Source organism: Pseudomonas sp. DR208, assembly GCF_019823005.1.
Classification (GTDB): domain Bacteria; phylum Pseudomonadota; class Gammaproteobacteria; order Pseudomonadales; family Pseudomonadaceae; genus Aquipseudomonas; species Aquipseudomonas extremorientalis.
Genome location: NZ_CP081944.1, coordinates 4,275,674 through 4,297,403, shown reverse-complemented (window position 1 = coordinate 4,297,403; position 21,730 = coordinate 4,275,674). Strand labels below are relative to the sequence as shown.

The 21,730-nt window shown below is 62.8% G+C and carries 18 protein-coding genes; 14 read left to right on the top strand and 4 right to left on the bottom strand.

Translation table 11 applies throughout. From position 1 onward, the window contains the following. Positions 1-378 precede the first annotated feature (378 nt). The 4 genes from K5K89_RS19240 to K5K89_RS19225 all read right to left on the bottom strand — a co-directional run bounded on the left by K5K89_RS19240 (position 379) and on the right by K5K89_RS19225 (position 5,596). Entirely contained in the window at positions 379-1,632 is a 1,254-nt protein-coding gene (locus K5K89_RS19240; protein WP_222540061.1) for an OprD family porin, read from the bottom strand. 91 nt (positions 1,633-1,723) lie between these two features. Then, entirely contained in the window at positions 1,724-3,028 is a 1,305-nt protein-coding gene (locus K5K89_RS19235; RefSeq protein ID WP_092250438.1) for a CitMHS family transporter, read from the bottom strand. A gap of 128 nt (positions 3,029-3,156) precedes the next feature. After that, the gene (locus K5K89_RS19230) at positions 3,157-4,470 is read right to left on the bottom strand and encodes a dicarboxylate/amino acid:cation symporter (RefSeq protein WP_071492174.1); all 1,314 of its coding nucleotides are present in this window, start codon (positions 4,468-4,470) and stop codon (positions 3,157-3,159) included. A gap of 43 nt (positions 4,471-4,513) precedes the next feature. Next, entirely contained in the window at positions 4,514-5,596 is a 1,083-nt protein-coding gene (locus tag K5K89_RS19225; protein WP_071492173.1) for a 4-oxalomesaconate tautomerase, read from the bottom strand. Between the two features lie 165 nt (positions 5,597-5,761). Between K5K89_RS19225 and K5K89_RS19220 the strand changes: the two genes are divergently transcribed. The 14 genes from K5K89_RS19220 (at position 5,762) to K5K89_RS19155 (ending at position 21,723) form a co-directional block, all read left to right on the top strand. Continuing rightward, a complete protein-coding gene (locus K5K89_RS19220) occupies positions 5,762-6,652 on the top strand; it encodes a LysR family transcriptional regulator (protein WP_071492172.1) in 891 nt (296 codons plus the stop codon). Positions 6,653-6,916: 264 nt separating this feature from the next. After that, positions 6,917-7,588 carry a GntR family transcriptional regulator gene (locus tag K5K89_RS19215; protein WP_071492171.1) on the top strand — a complete coding sequence of 224 codons (672 nt, stop codon included), beginning with the start codon at positions 6,917-6,919 and terminating at the stop codon, positions 7,586-7,588. A 65-nt stretch (positions 7,589-7,653) separates the two neighbouring features. Then, the gene (locus K5K89_RS19210; protein ID WP_071492170.1) at positions 7,654-8,460 is read left to right on the top strand and encodes an ABC transporter substrate-binding protein; all 807 of its coding nucleotides are present in this window, start codon (positions 7,654-7,656) and stop codon (positions 8,458-8,460) included. 12 nt (positions 8,461-8,472) lie between these two features. Beyond that, the gene (locus K5K89_RS19205) at positions 8,473-9,249 is read left to right on the top strand and encodes an amino acid ABC transporter permease (protein WP_058426249.1); all 777 of its coding nucleotides are present in this window, start codon (positions 8,473-8,475) and stop codon (positions 9,247-9,249) included. A 2-nt stretch (positions 9,250-9,251) separates the two neighbouring features. After that, on the top strand, positions 9,252-10,031 hold the full coding sequence (locus K5K89_RS19200) for an amino acid ABC transporter ATP-binding protein (RefSeq protein ID WP_071492168.1): 780 nt from the start codon (positions 9,252-9,254) through the stop codon (positions 10,029-10,031). Positions 10,032-10,066: 35 nt separating this feature from the next. Beyond that, positions 10,067-11,677 carry a gamma-glutamyltransferase family protein gene (locus tag K5K89_RS19195; protein WP_071492167.1) on the top strand — a complete coding sequence of 537 codons (1,611 nt, stop codon included), beginning with the start codon at positions 10,067-10,069 and terminating at the stop codon, positions 11,675-11,677. Between the two features lie 85 nt (positions 11,678-11,762). Next, positions 11,763-14,153, top strand: coding sequence for a TonB-dependent receptor (locus K5K89_RS19190; RefSeq protein WP_071492166.1), 2,391 nt, complete (start codon positions 11,763-11,765; stop codon positions 14,151-14,153). A gap of 127 nt (positions 14,154-14,280) precedes the next feature. After that, positions 14,281-15,195 (top strand): Fe(3+) dicitrate ABC transporter substrate-binding protein FecB, encoded by a 915-nt coding sequence (locus K5K89_RS19185; RefSeq protein WP_371322062.1) that lies wholly within the window; start codon positions 14,281-14,283, stop codon positions 15,193-15,195. A gap of 2 nt (positions 15,196-15,197) precedes the next feature. Then, entirely contained in the window at positions 15,198-16,187 is a 990-nt protein-coding gene (gene fecC / locus K5K89_RS19180) for an iron-dicitrate ABC transporter permease FecC (RefSeq protein ID WP_222540060.1), read from the top strand. Continuing rightward, complete coding sequence (locus K5K89_RS19175; RefSeq protein ID WP_222540059.1) at positions 16,184-17,152, top strand: iron chelate uptake ABC transporter family permease subunit; 969 nt, start codon at positions 16,184-16,186, stop codon at positions 17,150-17,152. The genes fecC and K5K89_RS19175 overlap by 4 nt, the downstream gene beginning before the upstream one ends. 4 nt (positions 17,153-17,156) lie before the next feature. Further along, complete coding sequence (gene fecE / locus K5K89_RS19170; RefSeq protein ID WP_222540058.1) at positions 17,157-17,948, top strand: Fe(3+) dicitrate ABC transporter ATP-binding protein FecE; 792 nt, start codon at positions 17,157-17,159, stop codon at positions 17,946-17,948. Positions 17,949-18,465: 517 nt separating this feature from the next. Then, the gene (gene gspE / locus K5K89_RS19165; RefSeq protein WP_409996329.1) at positions 18,466-20,127 is read left to right on the top strand and encodes a type II secretion system ATPase GspE; all 1,662 of its coding nucleotides are present in this window, start codon (positions 18,466-18,468) and stop codon (positions 20,125-20,127) included. Further along, the gene (gspF, locus tag K5K89_RS19160; RefSeq protein WP_093528166.1) at positions 20,124-21,320 is read left to right on the top strand and encodes a type II secretion system inner membrane protein GspF; all 1,197 of its coding nucleotides are present in this window, start codon (positions 20,124-20,126) and stop codon (positions 21,318-21,320) included. Before gspE ends, gspF begins: the two co-directional genes overlap by 4 nt. 13 nt (positions 21,321-21,333) lie before the next feature. Further along, complete coding sequence (locus K5K89_RS19155; protein WP_010209194.1) at positions 21,334-21,723, top strand: type II secretion system protein GspG; 390 nt, start codon at positions 21,334-21,336, stop codon at positions 21,721-21,723. The last annotated feature ends 7 nt before the right edge of the window (positions 21,724-21,730 follow it).

The following is a 21,730-nucleotide window of genomic DNA, read 5'->3' as shown; positions in this document are numbered from 1 at the left end:
AAGACGGTAGCAGTCCAGCCATTGATCAGAACGCAATCGACCTTATGCCCCGGCAGACTCTGCTCCAGACCCTCGGTCAGCGATATTTTCTTCCAGCTGTGCATGATGACGTACTGACGTGGGTAGTGATGCACGGTTGACCTGCGCATCTTCAAGAAGTGCCACTAGGCCATCATTTTCAATCTGAACAACCTTTATACCTGATTGATCAAGACCCCGAATATTCCTGCTCGGCGCTTGCCAGCAGGTTGGCGCCAGTGCTCAGTGCCAGCACCGTGAACAACAGCACCAGGATCAGCGCTTTGTTCTTGAACAGCATGTTCGGATGACCTCACCTGAACCTGAAGGAAAGCGGCCGCAAGGGCCGCGATCGTCGACTTACCAGAGGGCAATGTCATAAGTGAGGTAAAGGCGGTTGCTGTCGCGGCCCCGGGAGAATTCAGAGCGATAGACATAGTTGCGCATGCGCACCCCCAGCCCCTTGAACGTGCCGGCCTGCACCACGTAGGCCAGCTCGGTATCACGCTCCCATTCCTTGACGGTGGTTGCGGACTTACCGTCATTGCCGCTCAGGTAGCGCGTTGAAAAGGTCAGGCCGGGCACGCCGACGGCGGCGAAGTTGTAGCCGTAGTTGAGCATCCAGGTCTTCTCGTCCTCCTCGATGAATTTGCCGATGCCGGCGTTGCTGAACGAGTAGACGGTGGCGCCGCTGATGTAGGGCAGACCGGCATCTCCGCGAAGGGTCTGGTAGCCGCCGCCGACGGTATGGCCTGCGATCACGTAGGACAGCTGGCCGCTGAACATGTCGTTGTCGATTTTGCCTGCGTAGGCAGAGCCGCTATCGACACTGTTGAAGTAGCGCAGGTCGCTGGTCAGCACACCACCGGCCAGTGGCAGGTCGTGTTGGATACCGGCGAAATTCTGTCGGTAGAAGTTCTCGAGTTCTCCATAGAAATAACTCAAGCGAAGGTTTTTGCCCCATTTGTACTCAGCCCCGGCGTAGTTGAAATCCCCCGATTTTTCCCCGCTGTAGCCATCGGGCACGATCGGCACGCTGTTGGTGGAGTCGCGTAACTTGAAGCGCTCCAGGTGCCCGCCGGTGACGGTCAGGTTGTCGATGTCGGTGCTGCTGACCTGAGTGCCCTGGTAGGTCTGGGGCAACAAGCGTGCATCGTTGTAAATCAGTACCGGCGTCTTGGGCAGCAAGGTGCCGTACTTGACGGTGGTTTTGGCGAACCTGGCCTTTGCGGTTGCGCCGGCGCTGGCGAACTCGTCGGCTGCTCGCCCATCGTCATGCACCGGCATGAGCCCGGTGCCACTGCGACCGCGCCCCGAATCGAGCTTTACGCCATAGAGCCCCAGGGCGTCCACACCAAAGCCAAGGGTGCCCGGCGTGAATCCGGACTGATAGTCCAGCAGAAATCCCTGGGCCCACTCGGTACGCTCGCTTTTTGCCGTTCTGGCGGCTCGCGCACTCAAGCCGTGCTCGTCGCGAAAGTTCTCGTTGAAATACACATTGCGCAGTTGCAGCTTGAGTTTGCTGTCGTCAATAAAACCTTCGGCGTTCGCACTTGCGACCGGTACCAGGGCAAACGCGCAAAACAACGCCCGATGGGCATACACATGGTTCATGGCAAATGACTCTTTGTTGTTATTTGGGGTGCAGGGCGACACGCGCCCCGTGAGCGAGGCGCGCTGAAAGACAGCGGAGGTTGTGGGTGGATCAGGTGAACAGGCTGATGGCCCCGGTCAACAAGGCCAGCGCGGTGACGACCAGCGAGGTCAGCACGGCCCATTTGACGGTGGCCTTCTGGAAGTCGCCGATATCGCGATCGACCATGCCCACCAGCAACAGGGTCGAGGCCACCAGCGGGCTCATGAGGTGGACGGGCTGCCCCAGGATCGAGGCGCGCGCGATTTCAACCGGGTCGATGCCATACGCCGCGGCGGCATTGGCCAGGATCGGCACCACGCCAAAATAGTAGGCGTCATTGGACAGCACGAACGTCAGCGGCATGCTGGTGATCGCCACCACCAATGGAAACAGGTGGCCCCAGGACGGCGGGATCCAGTCGACGAGGGTCTGCGCCAGGGCGTCCACCATCTTTGTGCCGGAAAAAATCCCGGCAAAGATCCCGGCGGCGAATACTAGCAACACCACGGTCATGGCGTTACCCGAGTGCGCCAGGATGCGTTCTTTCTGAATATCCAATTGCGGGTAGTTGATCATCAGCGCGAGCACAAAGCCGATCAGGAACAGGATCGCGGAGTGCATCAACCCCATCACCAGGGCCGCCATCACCGCAATGACCAGCACCAGGTTGACGTAGGCCAGTTTCGGACGCTTGTGGGGGGTGTCCTCAAGAATCGCGTTGATGTAGCAATCGCCGCCACCGCTCTGCAGTTGGACGTTGCCGATCCGCTTGCGCTCGGCACGCCCCAGCAGGAAGGCGGTGAAGATCACCCACAGGGCGCCGCCGATCATGGTCGGCAGCAACGGCACGAAGTATTCGCCGGCATCCAGGCCCAACGCGGCAATAGCCCGTGTCGCGGGGCCGCCCCAGGGGGTCATGCCGCTCATGATGCTCAGCGACAGCATGGAAATGGTCGCCAGGATCATCGGGTTCATGCCGATGCGCTTATACAGCGGCAGCATTGCCGCACAGGTGATCATGTAGGTCGTGGTGCCGTCGCCGTCGAGTGCGACCAGCAACGAGAGCAGGGCAGTGCCGACCGCGATCTTCATCGGGTCGCCATTGACCCGCTTGAGGATCTTGCGGATCAGCGGGTCGAACAAGCCTGCGTCGATCATCAGGCCAAAGAACAGGATCGCGAACAACAGCAGTGCGGCAGACGGTGCGACCATTTTCAGGCCGTCGAGCATCATCTTGCCGGTGGTGCCGCCGAAACCGCCAAGCACCGCGAAGACGATAGGTACAACGGTAAGCGCGACGATTGGCGACAAACGCTTCGTCATGATGAGGACGGTAAATACGACCACCATGGCCAGGCCAAGGAAAGCGAGCATAGGACGATTCTCTTGTTGTTATCGTAATAGTGGCTGACGCCGAGGCGCACGCGCCCTGATCCGCCGGGCGGCCGAAGGCGCCTGGCGGAGGAGGGGTCAAGTCAGGGAGGGGCGTTGCCCGGTTATTGTTAAGCGCGCTTGGGGACTTTCAAGTCTTCCCAGGCTTCTACCGGCGTCGCAGAGGGTTTTGCGTCGAGCATCCGGTGCAGCGTTTCGCGATGGCAGGCATTTTCCGATAGGGAAATCACTACCGTCGCGACGGCGTTGCTGGCCAGGCTGGTCAGGGCGCGCGCTTCGGACATGAAGCGGTCAACCCCGATCAGCAGCGCCAGGCCGGCCAACGGGATATCGTGAATGACCGTCAAGGTCGAAGCGAGCGCGACGAACCCGCTGCCCGTCACGCCGGCGGCACCTTTGGAGGACAACAGCATGATCGCCAGCATGGTGATGATTTGCGTCAGGCTCAGGTCAATGTTGCAGGCCTGGGCAATGAAAATCGCCGCCAACGACAGGTAAATAGCCGTGCCGTCCAGGTTGAACGAGTAGCCGGTGGGGAGTACCAGGCCTACGACGCCTTTCTTGCAGCCCAGCGCTTCGAGTTTTTCCAGCATGCGTGGCATGACCGGTTCCGTGGAGGACGTGCCCAGCACCACCAGGAATTCTTCGCGAAAGTAGCGCAACAGTTTCCACAGGCTGAAGCCGTTGCTACGGCAAATGCTGCCCAGGACCACGAACACGAAGAAGCCGCAGGCGATGTACAACGTCATGATCAACTTCGCCAGCGAACCCAGCGAAGTGATGCCGTACTGACCCACGGTGAACGCCAGGGCGCCGAAGGCACCGACCGGGGCAAAACGCATCAGGTACGCGAAGATCTTGAAGACCATCTGCGAAGCGGCTTCGAGTACGTCGAGTACCGGCTTGCCACGCTCGCCCAGGGATGACAAGGCAAACCCGGACAACACTGCAATAAAGAGCACCGGCAGCACTTCCCCCTTACTGAAGGCACCCACGAAGGTTTCGGGGATGATGTGCATGAAGAACTCCACAACCCCAAGCTTTGCCGCCGACTCGGTGTACTGGGCCAAGCCTTTGGTGCTCAGTTGGGTGGGATCAATGTTCATGCCGACGCCCGGCTGGAACACATACACCGCCACCAGGCCAATCACCAGGCTGATCACCGTAAGGCCAAAAAACAGCAGCATGGTCTTGCTGAGCAGGCGTCCAAGCGAGCGTTTGTCGCTCATTCCGGCAATGCCGGTGACGATGGTGCAGAACACCACGGGGGCAATCATCATCTTGATCAGCTTGATGAACGCATCACCCAGTGGTTTGAGCGCGATGGCCTGCTGAGCCCAGAAATGCCCGACCACAATGCCCAGCACCACGGCGCAGAGGATCTGGAAGTAGAGCGATTTAACAACTTTCATGGCATCACCCATTTTTAGAATTGTGCGGATGCAAAAATGCCAACGACCGCCGGAATTATCCGGCGAGGCGCTGTGACTCAGTGGCGTAGACGTAACCGGAGAAAAGCCTGCGCGCGGTGCGTACGACGGACGCTTGAATTGTCTCACCATTGCTGCCGGTGTAGGACAATACGACATCAATCCCGCCGCTTGGATGTTCGATACGCACCGCTTCACGACGCGGCGTGCTGACCCCGCCAAGCATCTGCGCGACGATACTGCCTTCTATCACGCACGCGGTGGCCAGACCAATCGAGCCGGTAATGGCGAGCGCGCGGTGGCAGTTGTGCGGCATGAAATAGCGAACCTGAATCGTACCGCCAGCTTTCGCGGGCGAGACCAGCACCGGCTTGGGAATCACTTTGCCGCTGACATCGCCCAGGCCCATGGCCAGGCCGGCCTGGAGCCGCAATGTCTCCAGGCGTCGCAGGAACTCCTTATCGGCGTCCAGTTCCGCTGGGCTCTCATCGCCTCGCTTGCCCAGTTGGCTGGCTTCGACGAGCACCATGGGCATCGCCATGTCGATACAGGTCACTGCAATGCCATCAAAGACGTCCTGCGTGTTGCCGGTGGGAAAGAGCTTGCCCGTCTTGCTGCCGGCTGCATCCAGGAAGGTCAGTTGCACCGGCGCCGCAGTACCGGGCACGCCATCAATGGCGGTATCGCCCTCATAACTGACTTTGCCATCCGGTGTGTACACCTGGGAATGGATGAAGGTCCCGGTGTTGACGTTGCGAATGCGCACGCGGGTGCGTCCGGGGGTGGCTTTGACCAGGCCCTGTTCGATGGCGAATGGGCCAACCGCACACAGCATGTTGCCGCAATTGGGTGCGCTGTCGACTCTGCGCTGAGACACCATCACTTGGACAAACAAGTAATCGACGTCCGCATCCGGGTGCAGCGAAGGGCTGACAATCGCAACCTTGCTGGTTTGCGGGCTGCCACCACCGATTCCGTCGATCTCCAGTTCATGACCGGAGCCCATCAGGTTGAGTAGCAGTTCGTCGCGGGCCTCGATGGACGACGGCAAATCCCAGTCGAGAAAAACCGGACCTTTGGAGGTACCACCGCGCATCAGCACACAGGGGATTCTTTGCATAATACTGACTCTTGTTGATCAATCGAGGTAATTGATGCTCTGTGAGCAAGAGTCTCAAGCTTTGAAAAATGTTTCCAATGCAAAAATTGACGTTATTATTGCGTTTGGCGAATGATGAATGTGCGCTAAACGACTTCCCAATTTCCTTGGCTGATGAGACTGGACATGGACTATGAGCTGAATGACATACGATCTTTCGTGAAAATCGCCGAATTGGGGAGCTTTCACGAAGCGGCCGATGCTTTGCATCTGTCTCAACCTGCACTCAGCCGGCGGATAAAAAAACTCGAAGAGGGGCTGGGCACGGCGTTGCTGGATCGCACCACCCGCAAAGTCAGCCTTACCAGCGTCGGGCGTGACTTTCTTCCCAAGGCGCGCCGGTTGCTGGATGACTTCGACGAGTCGATTCTTAATATCCGTGAACTGGCCGAACGCCAGATCGGCCGTGTAACCCTGGCGTGTATCCCTACCGCCGCGTTCTATTTCCTGCCTTCAGTGATCCGTCTGTACAACGAGCGCTACCCGAAAATCCGCATCCGTCTGCTGGATTTGAGTGCGAATGAGGGGCTTGAAGCGGTGCTGCGCGGGGAAGCCGACTTCGGTATCAACATGATGAGTGGGCAGCACCCGGACATTGAGTTCGTGCCATTGGTCAGTGAGCCCTTTGTATTGGCGTGCCGGCGTGATCACGAGCTGGCAGGGCGCAGTTCGGTCACCTGGTCTGAATTGAGCGATTACCGCCTTATCGGGGTAGGGCGTTTGAGCGGCAACCGCATGCTGCTCGACCACGCTTTGTCGGGCTTGAGTTGGCGGCCGCAATGGTTCTATGAAGTCCAGCACCTTTCGACTTCATTGGGCCTGGTGGAGGCCGGCCTGGGGGTTTCGGCGATGCCAAGCCTGGCCATGCCGGCTGATGATCATCCCACCCTGGTCAGCGTTCCATTGATCGAGCCCGTGGTGAACCGCTCTTTGGGCCTGGTTTACCGCCGAGGGTCATCGCTTTCGCCGGCGGCGGAAAAATTCGTCTCGATACTGCTTGAGCAATGGCCACAGTGACCGGCCGCGTGTTGCCGTTCGCCGGCGGTCATCGTCATGAATGCGAGGTGGGCATGCTCTGAGTTGTTACTTCTGCCCACTGAGGGGGCGTTTTCTGAGCGGTCTGGTAGCAAGCTTGTGCACGATCCCTTCACGGTTTCCGCTGATGCAATGGGCCTATTTCATTTGAATCAAGCGCTTGGATCATAGAGCCGTGATTTGGCATGCTTCCTGCTTTTTCGTATCCATGGATAATTGGATACAAAAATTCAAAAGGTGCTGCCGATGCAATTTGCCCCCGCTTACGTTGACCGCCAGCCCCTCACCGCCGAGGAGGAGGCCTACAACTTCCTGCTCGATGCCATTTGCGGCGGTCGTTACCGCAAAGGCGACCGTCTGATCGCCGAAGATATCGCCAGCGAAATCGGCATGAGCCGCATGCCGGTGCGCGAAGCCTTTCGCCGCCTGGACGCCCAGGGCCTGGTGACCTTGCGGCCCAATCGCGGCGCCATCGTCAGCGGCCTGGATATCGATGAACTGCACGAAGTGTTCGAAATGCGCAGCGCCCTCGAAGGCCTGGCGGTGCGCGTCGCGGTGGGGCGTATCGGCGAGCGCCAGTTGGCCGCGCTGGAGCGCTTGCTCGACGCGATGGACGACTACCGCGACGACAGCGCCGCCTGGGTCAGCCGGCACCGCGCTTTCCACGAATACCTGTGCAGCCTCAGTGGCCGCCCACGCCTGATGAAGCAGATTTCGGCGCTGTACTCACTGGTCGAAGCGCCCATGCGCCTGTGGTTGCAGCACGGCGAAAAACCCCTCAGTGCCCGCCAGGAACACGCGGTGATCCTCGACGCGATCCGTGCCGGTGACGCCGCCCGCGCCGAGGCCGTGGTGCGCGAACACATCGAAGGCACCGTGCCTGCACTGATCCAGTTCCTGCAAACCGAACAACAATAAGAAACACCTGCTGTGTGTTGACGTTGAGTCCTGCCCCGTTAATCAACGAACTGGAGTGTCTGGTCATGCATAAACACCGCGCCTTGCTGGTGGCTGTCTCCCTCGGCCTCTGTACCCAATGGGCCGTTGCCGCGCCCCAGGTGCCGGAGCGCCTGAAGAACGTCGACAAACTCATCTACTGCTCGGGGATGGATTCACCGCCGCTGGTGTCCTTCGATGAAGCACAGAAACCCCGCGGGCTCACCATCGACCTGGGCCTGGAGATCGCCAGGCGCCTGGGCGACAAGCAGGTGCAGTGGCGAGTGATTCCGTTCTCTGGCCTGGTGCCGGCATTGCTCGCCCAGCAGTGCGACATGATCGTCGACCAACTGTTCGACAAGCCTGAGCGACGCCAGGTGATCGACATCGTCAACTACATGTATTCCAGCCAATCGGTGGTGGTGCCCAAGGGCAACCCCAAGGGCATCAAGACCCTGGATGACTTGTCCGGACACAAGGTCGCGGTGCTCAACGGCTCCACCATCAAGACCCTGCTGGACGCGCAGAACGACAGCCTGGCCAAGGCCGGCAAACCGCCGATGAAACTGGTGGTGTACAACACCGACACCGACGCCTTCCAGGCCCTGCGCATCAGCCAGGTCGACGCCTACGGTACCACCGTGGAAACGGCCGGCTATTACGCCGCCATGGCCCCGGACCTGTTCCAGGAAGGCGTGCCAGCGTTCAGCCGCATCCTCACCGGTTTGGGCATGCGCAAGGACGACCCGCAACTCACCGCCGCCGTGCAGCAGGTGATCAGCGACATGCGCAGCGACGGCAGCTACGTCCAGTTGCTGAACAAATGGCATGTCAGCAGCGACACACTCGACTGAGGCATACCGGCGATGAATTTCAATTGGGATGTGTTCTGGCAGTACCTGTTGCAGCCGAGCGGGGTGTACCTCACCGGGCTGTGGCTGACCTGCCTGATCGCGGTGTCGGCGATGCTGCTGGGCTGCGTGCTGGGGCTGGCGGCGGCGCTGCTGCGCTTGTCGAAGAACCCGCTGTTGCACTTGCCGGTACGCTTTTATGTGTGGCTGATGCGTGGTACGCCGCTGCTGGTGCAGATCGTATTCCTGTACACCGCGCTGGCGGCGGGCGGGATTTTCCGTTTCGAGGACATCGCGCTGTTCGGCCTGGTCATCCCCGGCAATATCCAGGCGGCGATCATCGCGCTGGGCTTGAACGAAGGCGCGTACATGGCCGAGATCATCCGCGCCGGCATCGGCGCGGTGGACAAGGGCCAATACGAAGCCGGGCGTTCCCTGGGCATGGGCTTTGCCAAGCTGATGCGGCGCATCGTGCTGCCCCAGGCGTTTCGCGTGATCGTGCCGCCGCTGGGCAATGAGTTCAACGTGATGCTCAAGAACACCACCCTGGTCAGCGTGATCGGCGTGCAGGAATTGCTGCTGAGCACGCAGATGGTCACCTCGGCGACGTTCCGCGTGTTCGAGTTGTACCTGGTCGTGGCGATTTACTTTTTGATGCTTACCACGCTGTGGGGCTTTTTCCAGCGCTGGCTGGAGGCGCGCTTCGGCCAGTCCGACCGGCCATCCGCGCCGCCACCGGCGTCCAGCCGCATGTTCGGGCGCAGCACCTTGAAACTGCTGAGGGGACGATAACCATGGCGCACCAGAGTGAAGAACTGATCATCGAGGCGCTGGACATCCACAAGTCGTTCGGCACCCTGCAGATCCTCAAGGGCATCTCCCTGCAAGTGCGGCGCGGCGAAGTGGTGGTGCTGATCGGCGCCTCCGGCTCGGGCAAGACCACCTTTATCCGCTGCATCAACCTGCTGGAAGACATCCAGAGTGGGCGCATCCGCGTCAACGGTCGTGCCATGGGCTATCGCGAGCGCAGCGATGGCAGCCTGGTACGCGATTCGGAGCGCAACATCGCGCGCCAACGCCGCGACATCGGCATGGTGTTCCAGCGTTTCAACCTGTTCCCCCACATGACCGCGCTGGAAAACATCATCGAAGCGCCGATCCAGGTGCTCGGCACATCTCGCGCCGAAGCCTTGGAGCAAGCCCGTGGATTGCTGGCGCGGGTCGGCCTGGCGGACAAGGCCAGCCATTACCCGTCGATGCTTTCCGGCGGCCAGCAGCAGCGGGTGGCGATTGCCCGCGCCCTGGCGATGAAACCCCAGGCCATGCTGTTCGACGAACCCACCAGCGCCCTCGACCCGGAAACCGTCGGCGAGGTGCTGCAGGTGATGAAGGAGCTGGCCGAGGAGGGCATGACCATGGTGGTGGTCACCCACGAAATGGGCTTTGCCCGTGAAGTGGCCGACCGCGTGGTGGTGCTCGACCAGGGCGAACTCATCGAACAAGGGCCGCCGGAACAGATTTTCAGCCGCCCCAGCCATCCCCGTACCCGGGCCTTTCTCAGTCGTGTGTTGTGAGTCTTTCCATCACCCTGTGTTGACGAGTCTTAGCCATGTTGAAATTTTCTGCTCACGAGTACCCCTATCCCTCGCAGCGCCAAAGCGTGTTTGCCCGTCGCGGCATGGTTGCGGCGTCCCAGCCCCTGGCGGCCCAGGCCGGTATCCAGATCATGCAACAGGGCGGTAACGCCATTGATGCGGCGATTGCCACGGCGGCCGCGCTCACGGTGGTGGAGCCCACCGGCTGTGGCCTGGGCGGCGACGCGTTCGCGCTGGTCTGGTGCAAGGGCCGGCTGCACGGCCTGAACGGCAATGGCCACGCGCCGGCGGCCTTGAGTATCGAGGCGGTCAAGGCGGCGGGGCACGACCGGATGCCGCTGTATGGCTGGACACCGGTCACCGTGCCCGGTTGCCCATCGGCCTGGGCCGAGCTGTCCGAGCGCTTCGGCAAGTTGCCGTTTGCCGAGTTGCTGCAGCCCGCCATCAGCCTGGCGCGTGACGGCTTCCCGTTGTCGCCGGTGATCGCCCAGCTCTGGCAGGCCGCGCTGGATGAATTCGGCCCCCATCGTGACCCGGCCCTGGACGCCTGGTTCGACACGTTCCTGATCGACGGCCGTGCGCCCCGGGCGGGTGAGATATTCCGCAACCCGGCCCAGGCACGTACCTTGGAAGAACTCGCCGCTACCCGTTGCGAAAGCTTGTATCGCGGTGCCCTGGCCGAACGCCTGGATGTGCATTCCAGGGCCAGTGGCGGTTACCTGCGCGCCAGCGACCTCCAGGATTATCGCGCCCAATGGGTGGACCCTATCCACGTCAACTACCGAGGGGTGGACGTCTGGGAAATCCCGCCCAGCGGCCAGGGCCTGGTGGCGCTGATGGCGTTGAAAATCCTTGAAGGCTTCAGCTTCGATCACCGCGACAGCCAGCAGACCTGGCACCGCCAGTTGGAGGCGATGAAACTCGCCTACAGCGACGGCCTGCACCACATCACCGACCCGTTGCACATGCGCGTGGCCGTCGCCGACCTGCTCAGCGATGCCTACAGCACCCGCCGCCGTGGGCAGATCGGCGAACAGGCGCAGCCGCCCAAGCCCGGCGACCCCCATGCCAGCGGCACGGTGTACCTGGCCACGGCGGATGCCGAGGGCAATATGGTCTCGTTCATCCAGAGCAACTACCACGGCTTCGGCTCCGGCGTGGTGCTGCCCGACAGCGGCATCGCCCTGCAGAACCGTGGGCAGGAATTCAGCCTCGACCCAAGTCACGCCAACTGCCTGGCACCGGGCAAGAAAACCTTCCACACCATTATTCCCGGCTTCCTCACCAAGGACGGGCAGGCCCTCGGGCCATTCGGCGTGATGGGCGGCTACATGCAACCCCAGGGCCATGTGCAGATGGTGATGAACCTGGTGGACTTCGGCCTCAACCCGCAAGCGGCCCTGGACGCGCCGCGCTGGCAATGGCTGGGCGACATGAAGGTCGGCATCGAACACGGTGCCTCTAGTGACCTGGCCAATGCCCTGGCGCGACGCGGGCACCAGGTGCAGATCGCCAGCGACCTCACCGACTACGGGCGTGGCCAGATCATCCTGCGTGATCCGGTCAGTGGTGTATTGTGCGGTGGAACGGAGCCAAGGACGGATTCAACGATCGCAGTGTGGTAAGCGAAAAAAATTGGCTGAAGCCTGTCCCTTTTTTTCACCTCGCCTGTCATTCCAGGCAAGTGAACAATATCGAGAGCTTCCGCCAATGCCCGCAGTCCGCCCCTTGCTCAAACTGAGCCTGATGCTGAGCCTCAGCGCCAGCCCGTTTTTCGCCGCCGTCAGCTACGCCGAAGACACCGCCGCCCGGCGCAGCTACCAAGTGCCGGCGGGCAGCCTGAGCGCGGCGCTGACGCGTTTTGCCGGGCTGTCGGGGGTCAACCTGTCGGTGGACCCGGCGCTGGTCAGCGGGCGCAGCAGCACTGGCTTGTCCGGCGAATACGGCGTGGAGGAGGGCTTTGCCCGCCTGCTGCAAGGTTCCGGCCTGCAACTGCAAGCCATGGGCGAGCAGGCCTACATGCTGGTGCCGGTGCCGGAGGGCAGCAGCCTGGAACTGGCGCCCACGTCGATCCTTGGCACCACCGGCCTGTACGACGGCGACACCTACGCCGGTGGCCAGGTGGCGCGCCGCACGGCGCAGGGCTTGCTGGGCACGCGGGATTTCATGGAGACTCCGTTCAGCATCACCACCTACACCCAGGAGGCGGTGAAAAACCAGCAGGCACGCACCCTCGGCGACCTGATCGCCGCCGACCCCTCGGTGCGCGCCACCAACCCGGCCGGTGGGCGCTACGAGCAATTCACCATTCGCGGGTTCAGCCTGTTCAACAGTGACGTGGCCTACAACGGCTTGTACGGCGTGCTGCCGACGTACACCATCGACATGGAAATGGCCGACCGCGTCGACATCCTCAAAGGCCCGAGCCAGTTGATCAACGGCATCTCGCCGCGTGGCAGCGTGGGCGGCGGGATCAACGTGGTGCCCAAGCGCGCCACCGACAAGGACATCAACTCGTTTACCGGCAACTGGGCGTCCGACAGCCAGGCCGGCGGTGCGGTCGACATTGGCCGACGCTTTGGCGAGGACAACCAGTACGGCATTCGCTTCAACGGCGTGAAGCAATCCGGCGACACCGCCTGGGACCACCAGAGCGTCGACCGCGAAATGGCCGTGCTGGGCCTGGATTTTCGCGGCGAGCGCCTGCGCCTTTCCACCGATATCGGCCACACCGAGCGCGACACCGATGCCCCCCAGGAGCGCGTGCAGGTGGCGGCCGCTGCGCCGGTGCCGAGTGCCAGCGATGTGCGCCGCAACTATGCGCAGTCGTGGAGCAAGGCTCGCACCAATGACACCTTTGGTACGGTCAACGCCGAGTACGACCTCAGTGACAACGTGATGCTCTACGGTGGCGTGGGCGCGCGCAAAAGCAACCACGACTTCCTGCGCCACGCGGTTTCGGTGACCAATGCGGCCGGCGATTTCAGCGTGCAGCCGCGGGATTTCACCCGCGATGAAAACGTGCGCACCTACACCGCTGGCGTGCGCAACTGGTTCCATACCGGGCCGGTGAGCCATGAGGTCAACCTGGCCGCCAGCTACTTCGACATGGACTTCACCAACGGCGGTGCGCGGTATACGGCGCCGTCGAGCAATCTCTACAACCCTGTGCAGTCGCCGACGCCGTCACGGCCGACGCGCTTCGATCCCAAGGTCTACACCGAAAACAAATTCAGCGGCGTGGCCTTGTCCGACACCCTGGGTTTTTTCGACGACCGCCTGTTGCTCACCCTCGGTGCGCGCTGGCAGCGGGTCAAGGTGACTGACTGGAGCGACGGGATCAAAGGCGACACCGCCTATGACGAAGAAAAGGTATCGCCGTCGGGCGGCCTCCTGTTCAAGGCCACCGACAAGTTGTCGCTGTACGCCAACTACATGGAGGGCCTGAGCCAGGGCAAGATCGCGCCGTCGACCTCGAGAAACGAAGACGAGATCTTCCCGCCGTTCATCAGCCGCCAGGTGGAAGTGGGCGCCAAGTACGATGCCGGTGCCTTCGCGGTGACCGCCGCCGTGTTCCGCATCAAGCAACCGGCCTATGAAACCAATGCGACCACGCGGCTGTTTGGCCCCAACGGCAAGCGCGAGAATGCCGGTGTGGAATTGAGCGTGTTCGGCGAACCGCTCAAGGGCTTCCGCCTGCTGGGCGGGGTGATGTACATCGACAGCAAACTCAAAGACACCACCAATGGCACCTGGGACGGCAACCGTGCGCCGGCCACGCCCAAGTACAACGTCAACCTCGGCGCCGAATGGGACGTGCCGGGCCTGGAAGGCCTGACGTTGACCAGCCGTGGCATCTACTCCAGCTCGCAGTACCTGGACCAGTCCAATGTCAAGGAAATCGACGCCTGGAACCGCCTCGACGTCGGCGCACGCTATGGCTTCAAGGTGGATGACAAGCACATCACCCTGCGGGCGAATGTGGAGAACGTCGCCGATAAACGCTACTGGAGCTCGGCCGGTGCATCGGATGACAGCGAGCCGGGGCTGACCCTGTCGACACCGCGCACCTACCTGCTGTCGGCCACCGTCGACTTCTGACACTGGGCTGTGCAGGTTATAAATGAGAATGTTTTTTGATCACGCCGCGCCGATATGGAATAGTACCCGCCGTTTTCCCCGGCCTGCCTAGCCGGGGTGTTTTAACGCCGAGGTCCTTGTCATGCGAATGCTGCGTTCCATCCCCACCCTGGCCGCCTGTGTCCTGGCGTTCTCGTCCAGCCTGCTGAGCGCCGCCCCCATCGACCTCAACGACGGCCAGCACGCCGTGCATCTGCCCGATGCCCCCAAGCGCGTGGTGGTGCTGGAGTTTTCCTTTCTCGACAGCCTGGCCGCCGTTGACGTCACCCCGGTCGGCGCCGCCGATGATGGCGATGCCAACCGCGTGTTGCCCCGCGTACGCCAGGCCATCGGCCAATGGCAGTCGGTGGGCCTGCGCTCGCAGCCGAGCATCGAGGAGATCGCCCGGCTCAAGCCCGATCTGATCGTGGCCGACCTCAATCGCCACCAGGCGCTGTACAGCGACCTGGCGAGCATCGCGCCGACCTTGCTGCTGCCGTCCCGTGGCGAGGATTACCAGGGCAGCCTCAAATCCGCCGAACTGATTGGCAAGGCCCTCGGCAAGAGCGCGCAGATGGAGGCGCGCATCCAGAAGAACCGTGAAAACCTCAAGGCCATTGCGCAACAGATCCCGGCCGGCGCCAGCGTGTTGTTCGGTGTGGCGCGTGAGGACAGCTTCTCCGTGCATGGCCCGGACTCCTACGCCGGCAGCGTGCTTGAGGCCATCGGCCTGAAAGTCCCATCGGTACGCGCCAACGCCGCGCCCACCGAGTTCGTCAGCCTGGAACAGTTGCTGGCCCTCGACCCGGGTTGGTTGCTGGTCGGTCATTACCGTCGCCCCAGCATCGTCGACAGCTGGAGCAAGCAGCCGTTGTGGCAAGTGCTCGGCGCCGTGCGCAATAAGCATGTGGCCGAAGTGGATGGCGACAGCTGGGCGCGCAACCGTGGCGTGCTGGCGTCGGAGCAGATCGCCGAGGATGCGCTGGCGATTCTCAAGGGCGGTAAAGCCGTATTGAGCCAATAACCGTGCAACGCAGTTTCGCCGCCGTTGGCATTCTGCTGTCGGGTGCCGGGTTGTTCTGGCTGTCGCTGTACAGCTGGTCGCCATTTACCCTGACAGCGACGGATGCGTGGAATGGCCTGGTTCACCAGGGCCGCGTCGGCGGCAACATGGCCTATATCGTCGCCCAGTTACGTGTGCCACGGGCCGTGTGTGCCGCGTTGGTCGGTGCCTGCCTGGGCCTCGCGGGGGCGCTGATGCAGGGCATTACGCGCAACCGCCTGGCCTCGCCGTCGCTGTTTGGCGTGACGGCGGGCGCCGCGCTGGGACTGGCCCTGTTTTCCACCGGCCTGGTCGCGCCGCCCTTTGCCGGCGGTGCGCTGTTGATGACCTGCCTGGGCGGCGCGCTGGCCTGGTTCACCGTGTTCAGCCTGGGCGGTGCCTGGTCGCCGACCACGGCCCAGGGCCGTCTGGTTTTGGCTGGCGTGGCCGTGGCGGCGTTGTGCGCCGCGTTGACCCGGCTCACAGTGATCCTGGTCGAGGCCCAGGCGCAAAGCGTGCTCAACTGGCTGGCCGGTTCACTGGCCAATGTCGGCGCTGCGCAGGTGCAACTGCTCTGGCCATGCACCTTGATCGGCGGCCTGTGGGCACTCTGGTGTGCGCCGCGCCTGAACCTGATCAACCTTGGCGAAGACGCCGCACGCTCGCTGGGCGTCGGCATCGCCAGCCTGCGGCTGCAGGTGTTTGTCGCCAGTTTGCTGCTGGTGGGCGCCACCGTTTGTGCGGTGGGGCCGATCGGGTTTGTCGGGCTGATCGCGCCGAATATCCTGCGTCAGTTTCTGGGCAATGACTACCGCTGGCTGATCCCGCTGAGCGCCACATTGGGCGCGGTGATCGTGCTGGGGGCCGACCTGCTCAGCCGCGCCGTTGCCTTCCCGGTGGAAACGCCGGCGGGGGTGGTCACCGCGCTGATCGGCGCGCCGTTTTTCCTCTTTCTTGCCAGGCGCGCCCTATGATCCGCCCACGACTGCGCTTGTGGCTGCTGCTCGGCCTGTTGCTGCTGGCAACCGGGGTCAGCCTCAGCGCCGGCACCCTGTGGCTCACGCCGCACACCGTTTTCGAACGCCTGCTGGCCCACGACGTCCTTGACTTCGAAGTGTGGAACCACCGCCTGCCGCGCAGCCTGATCGCGATTCTTGCCGGTGCGGCCTTCGGCCTGGCCGGGGCGATTGTGCAGGGCGTGATCCGTAATCCGCTGGCCTCGCCGGAGATCCTCGGCGTAACCCAAGGCGCCGGGCTCGCGCTGACCGTGGCGATCATCAGTTGGCCACACCTGCCGATTGCGTGGCTGCCGCTGGTGGCTTGCCTGGGCGGGGCGGGTGGTGCGCTGTTATTGGCGCTGTACAACACCGGCGTGAGTTTTTCCGGGGTGCGCTTTGCGTTGTCCGGGGTGGCGATTGCGGTGACCTTGTCCAGTGTCACCGAGTTTCTGATTCTCTCTCACCCCTTGGATATCAACACCGCGCTGCTCGCGCTGACCGGCAGCCTGTGGAGCCGCAACTGGCACCATGTGGCGCTGGTGTTGCCGTTCCTCGTATTGATCCCCGTGGGCCTGTGCCTGGCCAAGCCGCTCAACCTGATCGCCTTGGGCGATGAGGCGGCCCACAGCCTGGGCACCGCGCTGAGCCGTACGCGTTGGTCGGCGATGGCCTGCGCGGTGTTGCTCACCAGCCTGGGCGTGGGGGTGATCGGTCCGATTGGCTTTATCGGCCTGGTCGCGCCGCACATGGCGCGCCGGCTGGTGGGCGGGCATCACCAGTACCTGCTGCCGGCGGCGATGCTGATCGGTGCGTTGCTGCTGGTGCTCGCCGATACGCTGGGGCGCACGCTGATCGCGCCCAGCGAAATCCCCGCCGGGGTGCTTACGGCGGTGATCGGCGCGCCGTATTTTCTTTGGTTGCTGGCACGGTTCAGGGGTTGATGACATGAGTATTCTCCAGGCACGTGAGCTGGACATCGGCTACGGCGCCACCCGTATCGTGCAAGGTCTGTCCTTTGCACCGCCCGCCGGCAAGGTCACCGCGTTGATCGGCCCCAATGGCTGCGGCAAGTCCACCTTGCTCAAGGCCTTCGCGCGCATCCTCAAGCCGACTCAGGGCGAGCTGACCCTGGATGGCCAGGCCTATGCCAGCCTGTCTGCCCGCCAGTTGGCCCGGCACATCGCATTCTTGCCGCAAGTGTTGCCGGTGCCGGAAGGCGTCAGCGTGCGCCAGTTGGTTGCCTATGGCCGCAGCCCGCATAACTCGCTGTGGGGACGCCTGAGCGGCAGTGATCAAGCTCACGTGAGTCAAGCCATGCAGCGCCTGGAACTGGACGTGCTGGCTGATCGCGCCCTGGCGGACCTGTCCGGCGGCCAGCGCCAGCGTGCCTGGCTGGCGATGGTGTTGGCGCAGAATGCGCCGGTGGTGCTGCTGGATGAACCCACCACTTACCTCGACATCAGCCATCAGGTCGAACTGCTCGACCTGATGGGCGAACTGGCTGCCGAGGGTAAAACCGTGATCACCGTGCTGCATGACATCAACCAGGCCTGCCGTTATGCCGATCACCTGGCGGTGATGCACGGCGGCAAACTGGTCGCTGATGGCACACCGGCGGAGGTGGTCAGTGCCGAGTTGATGCGGCGGGTATTTGAGGTGCAGGTGCAGGTGATGCAAGAGCCGGTCGCCGGCACGCCGATGTGCCTGGTTGAAAAAAGCACTCGGGCCAAGGCCTGATCAAGATCAAGACCGACTCGCTTCGCATCGTGGCTACGGTTTTCGTTCTGTGTAGCCGGCATGCTGTGGCGAGCGGGCTTGCCCCGCGTTGGGCTGCGAAGCAGCCCCAAAAACAGTCACGCAATCCAATCAGCGCGCTCCCACATTTCAACGCTCGATAATCCTGGTGAACGGCCACTCGAAAGTGCGAGTGTGCTCCGCGTCGCAGGTGAAGTAAGTCCTGTGAATTTATTGGGCTGCCGTTTAATTGTGGCAAAGCGCACAAGTGGCTAATTGCAACTAGCGAAGTAGTGGCTATTAGCTGCTAAGGCTCTGTCACGGGGTTCTTGGTCATTGTGTTTATTTTATTCCCCTCTTTCAGGAACTAGCGCTATAACTTCCAGTCGATAACCCCGGCTTGCTCTCGCTTGGGTTATGGCTAACTAATGGCATGTTTAAGTAGTTCCAAATAGCCATACTTTCTCGTAATACTAGATACCTCAACCTTATGTCGTCAGCGCCTATCGATGCCTGCCAGATGCAGATCCCGCACACCGACCAGGTGTGTGAGTGGTTGATGCAGCATGCTGGGCTGAAAACGGTAGACCTGGAGCGCGCCCGGCGCTTGCCGTCGGATGACCTGCTAAGCCTGCTGACCCGCCTGGGCCTGGTTTCCGATATCGAACTGGCCCGCGCCTGGGCGGCGTTGCTCGGTGCGCCGCTGTTGCTGGCGGACGCCGCGCCGCCGTTGCTCGATCCCTTGCCTGCCCTGACTGAACGCTTCATGCGCCATTACCAGGTCGCGCCCATGGGCTGGACCCAGGGTGGCCTGCGCGTGCTGGCCGCCAACCCGGCGCTGCGCTATCCGTTCCAGGCCCTGGCCTATGCATGCCAGGTGCCGGTGTGGCTGGCCATCGGTCCGCGCACTGAGGTCGATACACTGATCGAGCGCTACTACGGCCAGGGCCGTTCGGCCATGGGCACGCTGATCGAAAACCTCGATGAACAGGGCGGCGCCCAGGACGATATCGAACACCTCAAGGACCTGGCCTCCGAAGCGCCGGTGATCCGCCTGGTCAACCTGATCCTGCAACGCGCCGTGGAGCAACGTGCTTCGGACATCCACATCGAACCCTTCGAACACCAACTCAAGGTGCGCTACCGCATCGACGGTGTGCTGCATGACGCCGAAGCGCCGCCCGCCAGTTCCTCGGCGGCGGTGATTTCGCGGGTGAAGATCATGGCGCGGCTGGACATCGCCGAGCGCCGGTTGCCGCAGGACGGGCGCATCATGCTGCGTATCCAGGGCAAGGAACTGGACCTGCGGGTGTCCACGGTGCCCACCAGTTTCGGCGAGTCGGTGGTGCTGCGCCTGCTGGACCGGCAAACCGTGCAGTTCGACTTTCCCAGCCTGGGCTTCGACGGCCAGCGGCTGGCCGCCTTCCTCGACCTGCTGGAACGGCCCCACGGCATCCTGCTGGTCACCGGGCCCACCGGCTCCGGCAAGACCACCACGCTCTACACCGCGCTGTCGCGGCTCAACACCGCCGAGCGCAAGATCATCACCGTGGAAGACCCGGTGGAGTACCAGCTCGAAGGCATCAACCAGATCCAGGTCAAGCCCGCCATCGGCCTGGACTTCGCCGGGGCGTTGCGCTCCATCGTGCGCCAGGACCCGGACGTGATCATGATCGGCGAGATCCGCGACCTGGAAACCTGCCGCATCGCCATCCAATCTTCCCTTACCGGGCACCTGGTGCTCTCCACCCTGCACACCAACAGCGCCGCCGCGAGCATCACGCGGCTGCTGGACATGGGCGTGGAAAGCTACCTGATCGCCTCGACCGTCAGCGGCATCCTCGCCCAGCGCCTGGTGCGGCGCCTGGACCCGGCCACGCGTGTCGCTTTCGAAGCGCCGCCCGAACTGATCGCCGAACACGGCCTGGATCGCCTCACCGAACAACGCCCGATCCTGCTCTATCGCGGCGCCTATCACGGCCGCAGCGCCCTCACCGAACTGCTGGTGATGAACGACGAACTGCGCAGCCTGCTGATGCGCCACGCCGATGCCTCGACCCTGGAGCAGGCCGCGCGCCGCGCCGGTTTGCGTACCTTGTATGAAGAAGGTTTGCGCCAGGCACTGGCGGGGATTACTTCGCTGGAAGAAGTGCTGCGCGTGACCCGTGGAGAGGACGCGTGAGCCTGTTCAGATACCGCGCCCTGGACAGCCAGGGCACGCCGCAGAACGGTACGTTGGAGGCCACCGATCAAACCGCTGCGGTGGCGGCGCTGCACAAGCGCGGGTGGCTGCTGTTGCACATCGAACCGGCCGGCAGCCTTGGCCTGCGCACGGCACACAGGCCGTTGAAGGGCCAGGCGTTGGTGAGTTTTACCCAGCAATTGGCGACGCTGCTGGGAGCGGGCCAGCCGCTTGAGCGCTCGTTGAGCCTGCTACTCAAGCAGCCCGGCCCACCCCAGGTACGTGCGCTGATCGAGCGCCTGCGCGACCGCGTCAAGGCCGGCAAGCCATTGTCCGCCGCGCTGGAGGAAGAGGGTGCGGCGTTCTCGCCGTTGTACCTGAGCATGGTGCGCGCCGGTGAGGCCGGTGGCGCGCTGGAAGGAACCCTGCGCCAACTCAGTGATTACCTGGAACGCAGCCAATTGCTGCGTGGCGAAGTGATCAATGCGCTGATCTATCCGGCGTTCCTGGTGGTGGGCGTGCTGGGATCCCTGGCGTTGCTGCTGGCGTATGTGGTGCCGCAGTTCGTGCCGATCTTCCAGGACCTGGGCGTGCCGATTCCACTGATCACCGAGGTGATCCTGGCCCTTGGAACGTTTCTCGGCGCCTATGGCCTGGCGCTGTTGGCCGGGTTGATCGTGATCGTCTGGTTGGGGGCCGCGCGCTTGCGCGATCCGCTGTTTCGCGAGCATTGCGACCGGCGGCTGCTCGGTATTCGCGTGGTCGGCCCGTTGCTGCAACGCGTCGAGGCGGCGCGTCTGGCACGCACCCTCGGCACGCTGCTGAGCAATGGCGTGGCGTTGCTGCAGGCTTTAGTGATTGCGCGGCAAGTCTGCACCAACCACGCTTTACAGGCGCAGGTCGGGCGTGCGGCGGAATCGGTAAAAGGCGGCGGCACCCTCGCCAGCGCGTTCGGCAGCCAGCCGCTGTTGCCCGAACTGGCCCTGCAAATGATTGAAGTCGGCGAACAGGCCGGCGAACTCGACGGCATGTTGCTCAAGGTGGCCGACATCTTCGACGTCGAAGCCAAGCGCGGCATCGACCGCCTGCTGGCCGCGCTGGTGCCGTCCCTGACAGTGGTCATGGCGGTGCTGGTGGCGGTGATCATGCTGGCGATCATGCTGCCGCTGATGAGCCTGACCAGCAATCTATAAAGGAGCTGACCCCATGAGAAAACCACGCCGCCAAGGCGGTTTCACCCTGTTGGAAATGCTCGCGGTGATCGTGCTGCTGGGCATCGTCGCCACCATCGTCGTGCGCCAGGTCGGCGGCAATGTGGACAAGGGCAAGTACGGTGCGGGCAAGGCCCAGTTGGCCAGCCTGAGCATGAAGATCGACAGCTACGCCCTCGACGTCGGCGCACCGCCCACCAGCCTGCAACAGTTGGTGGACAGGCCCGGTGGCTATGCCAAGCCGTCGGACCTCAAGGACCCGTTCGGACACGCCTTCGGTTATCGCTTTCCCGGCGAACACGGCGCGTTCGATCTGATCTTCTATGGCCAGGACGGCCAGCCGGGCGGCGAAGGCTACAGCGCCGACCTGGGCAATTGGGAGTAGGGCCGCC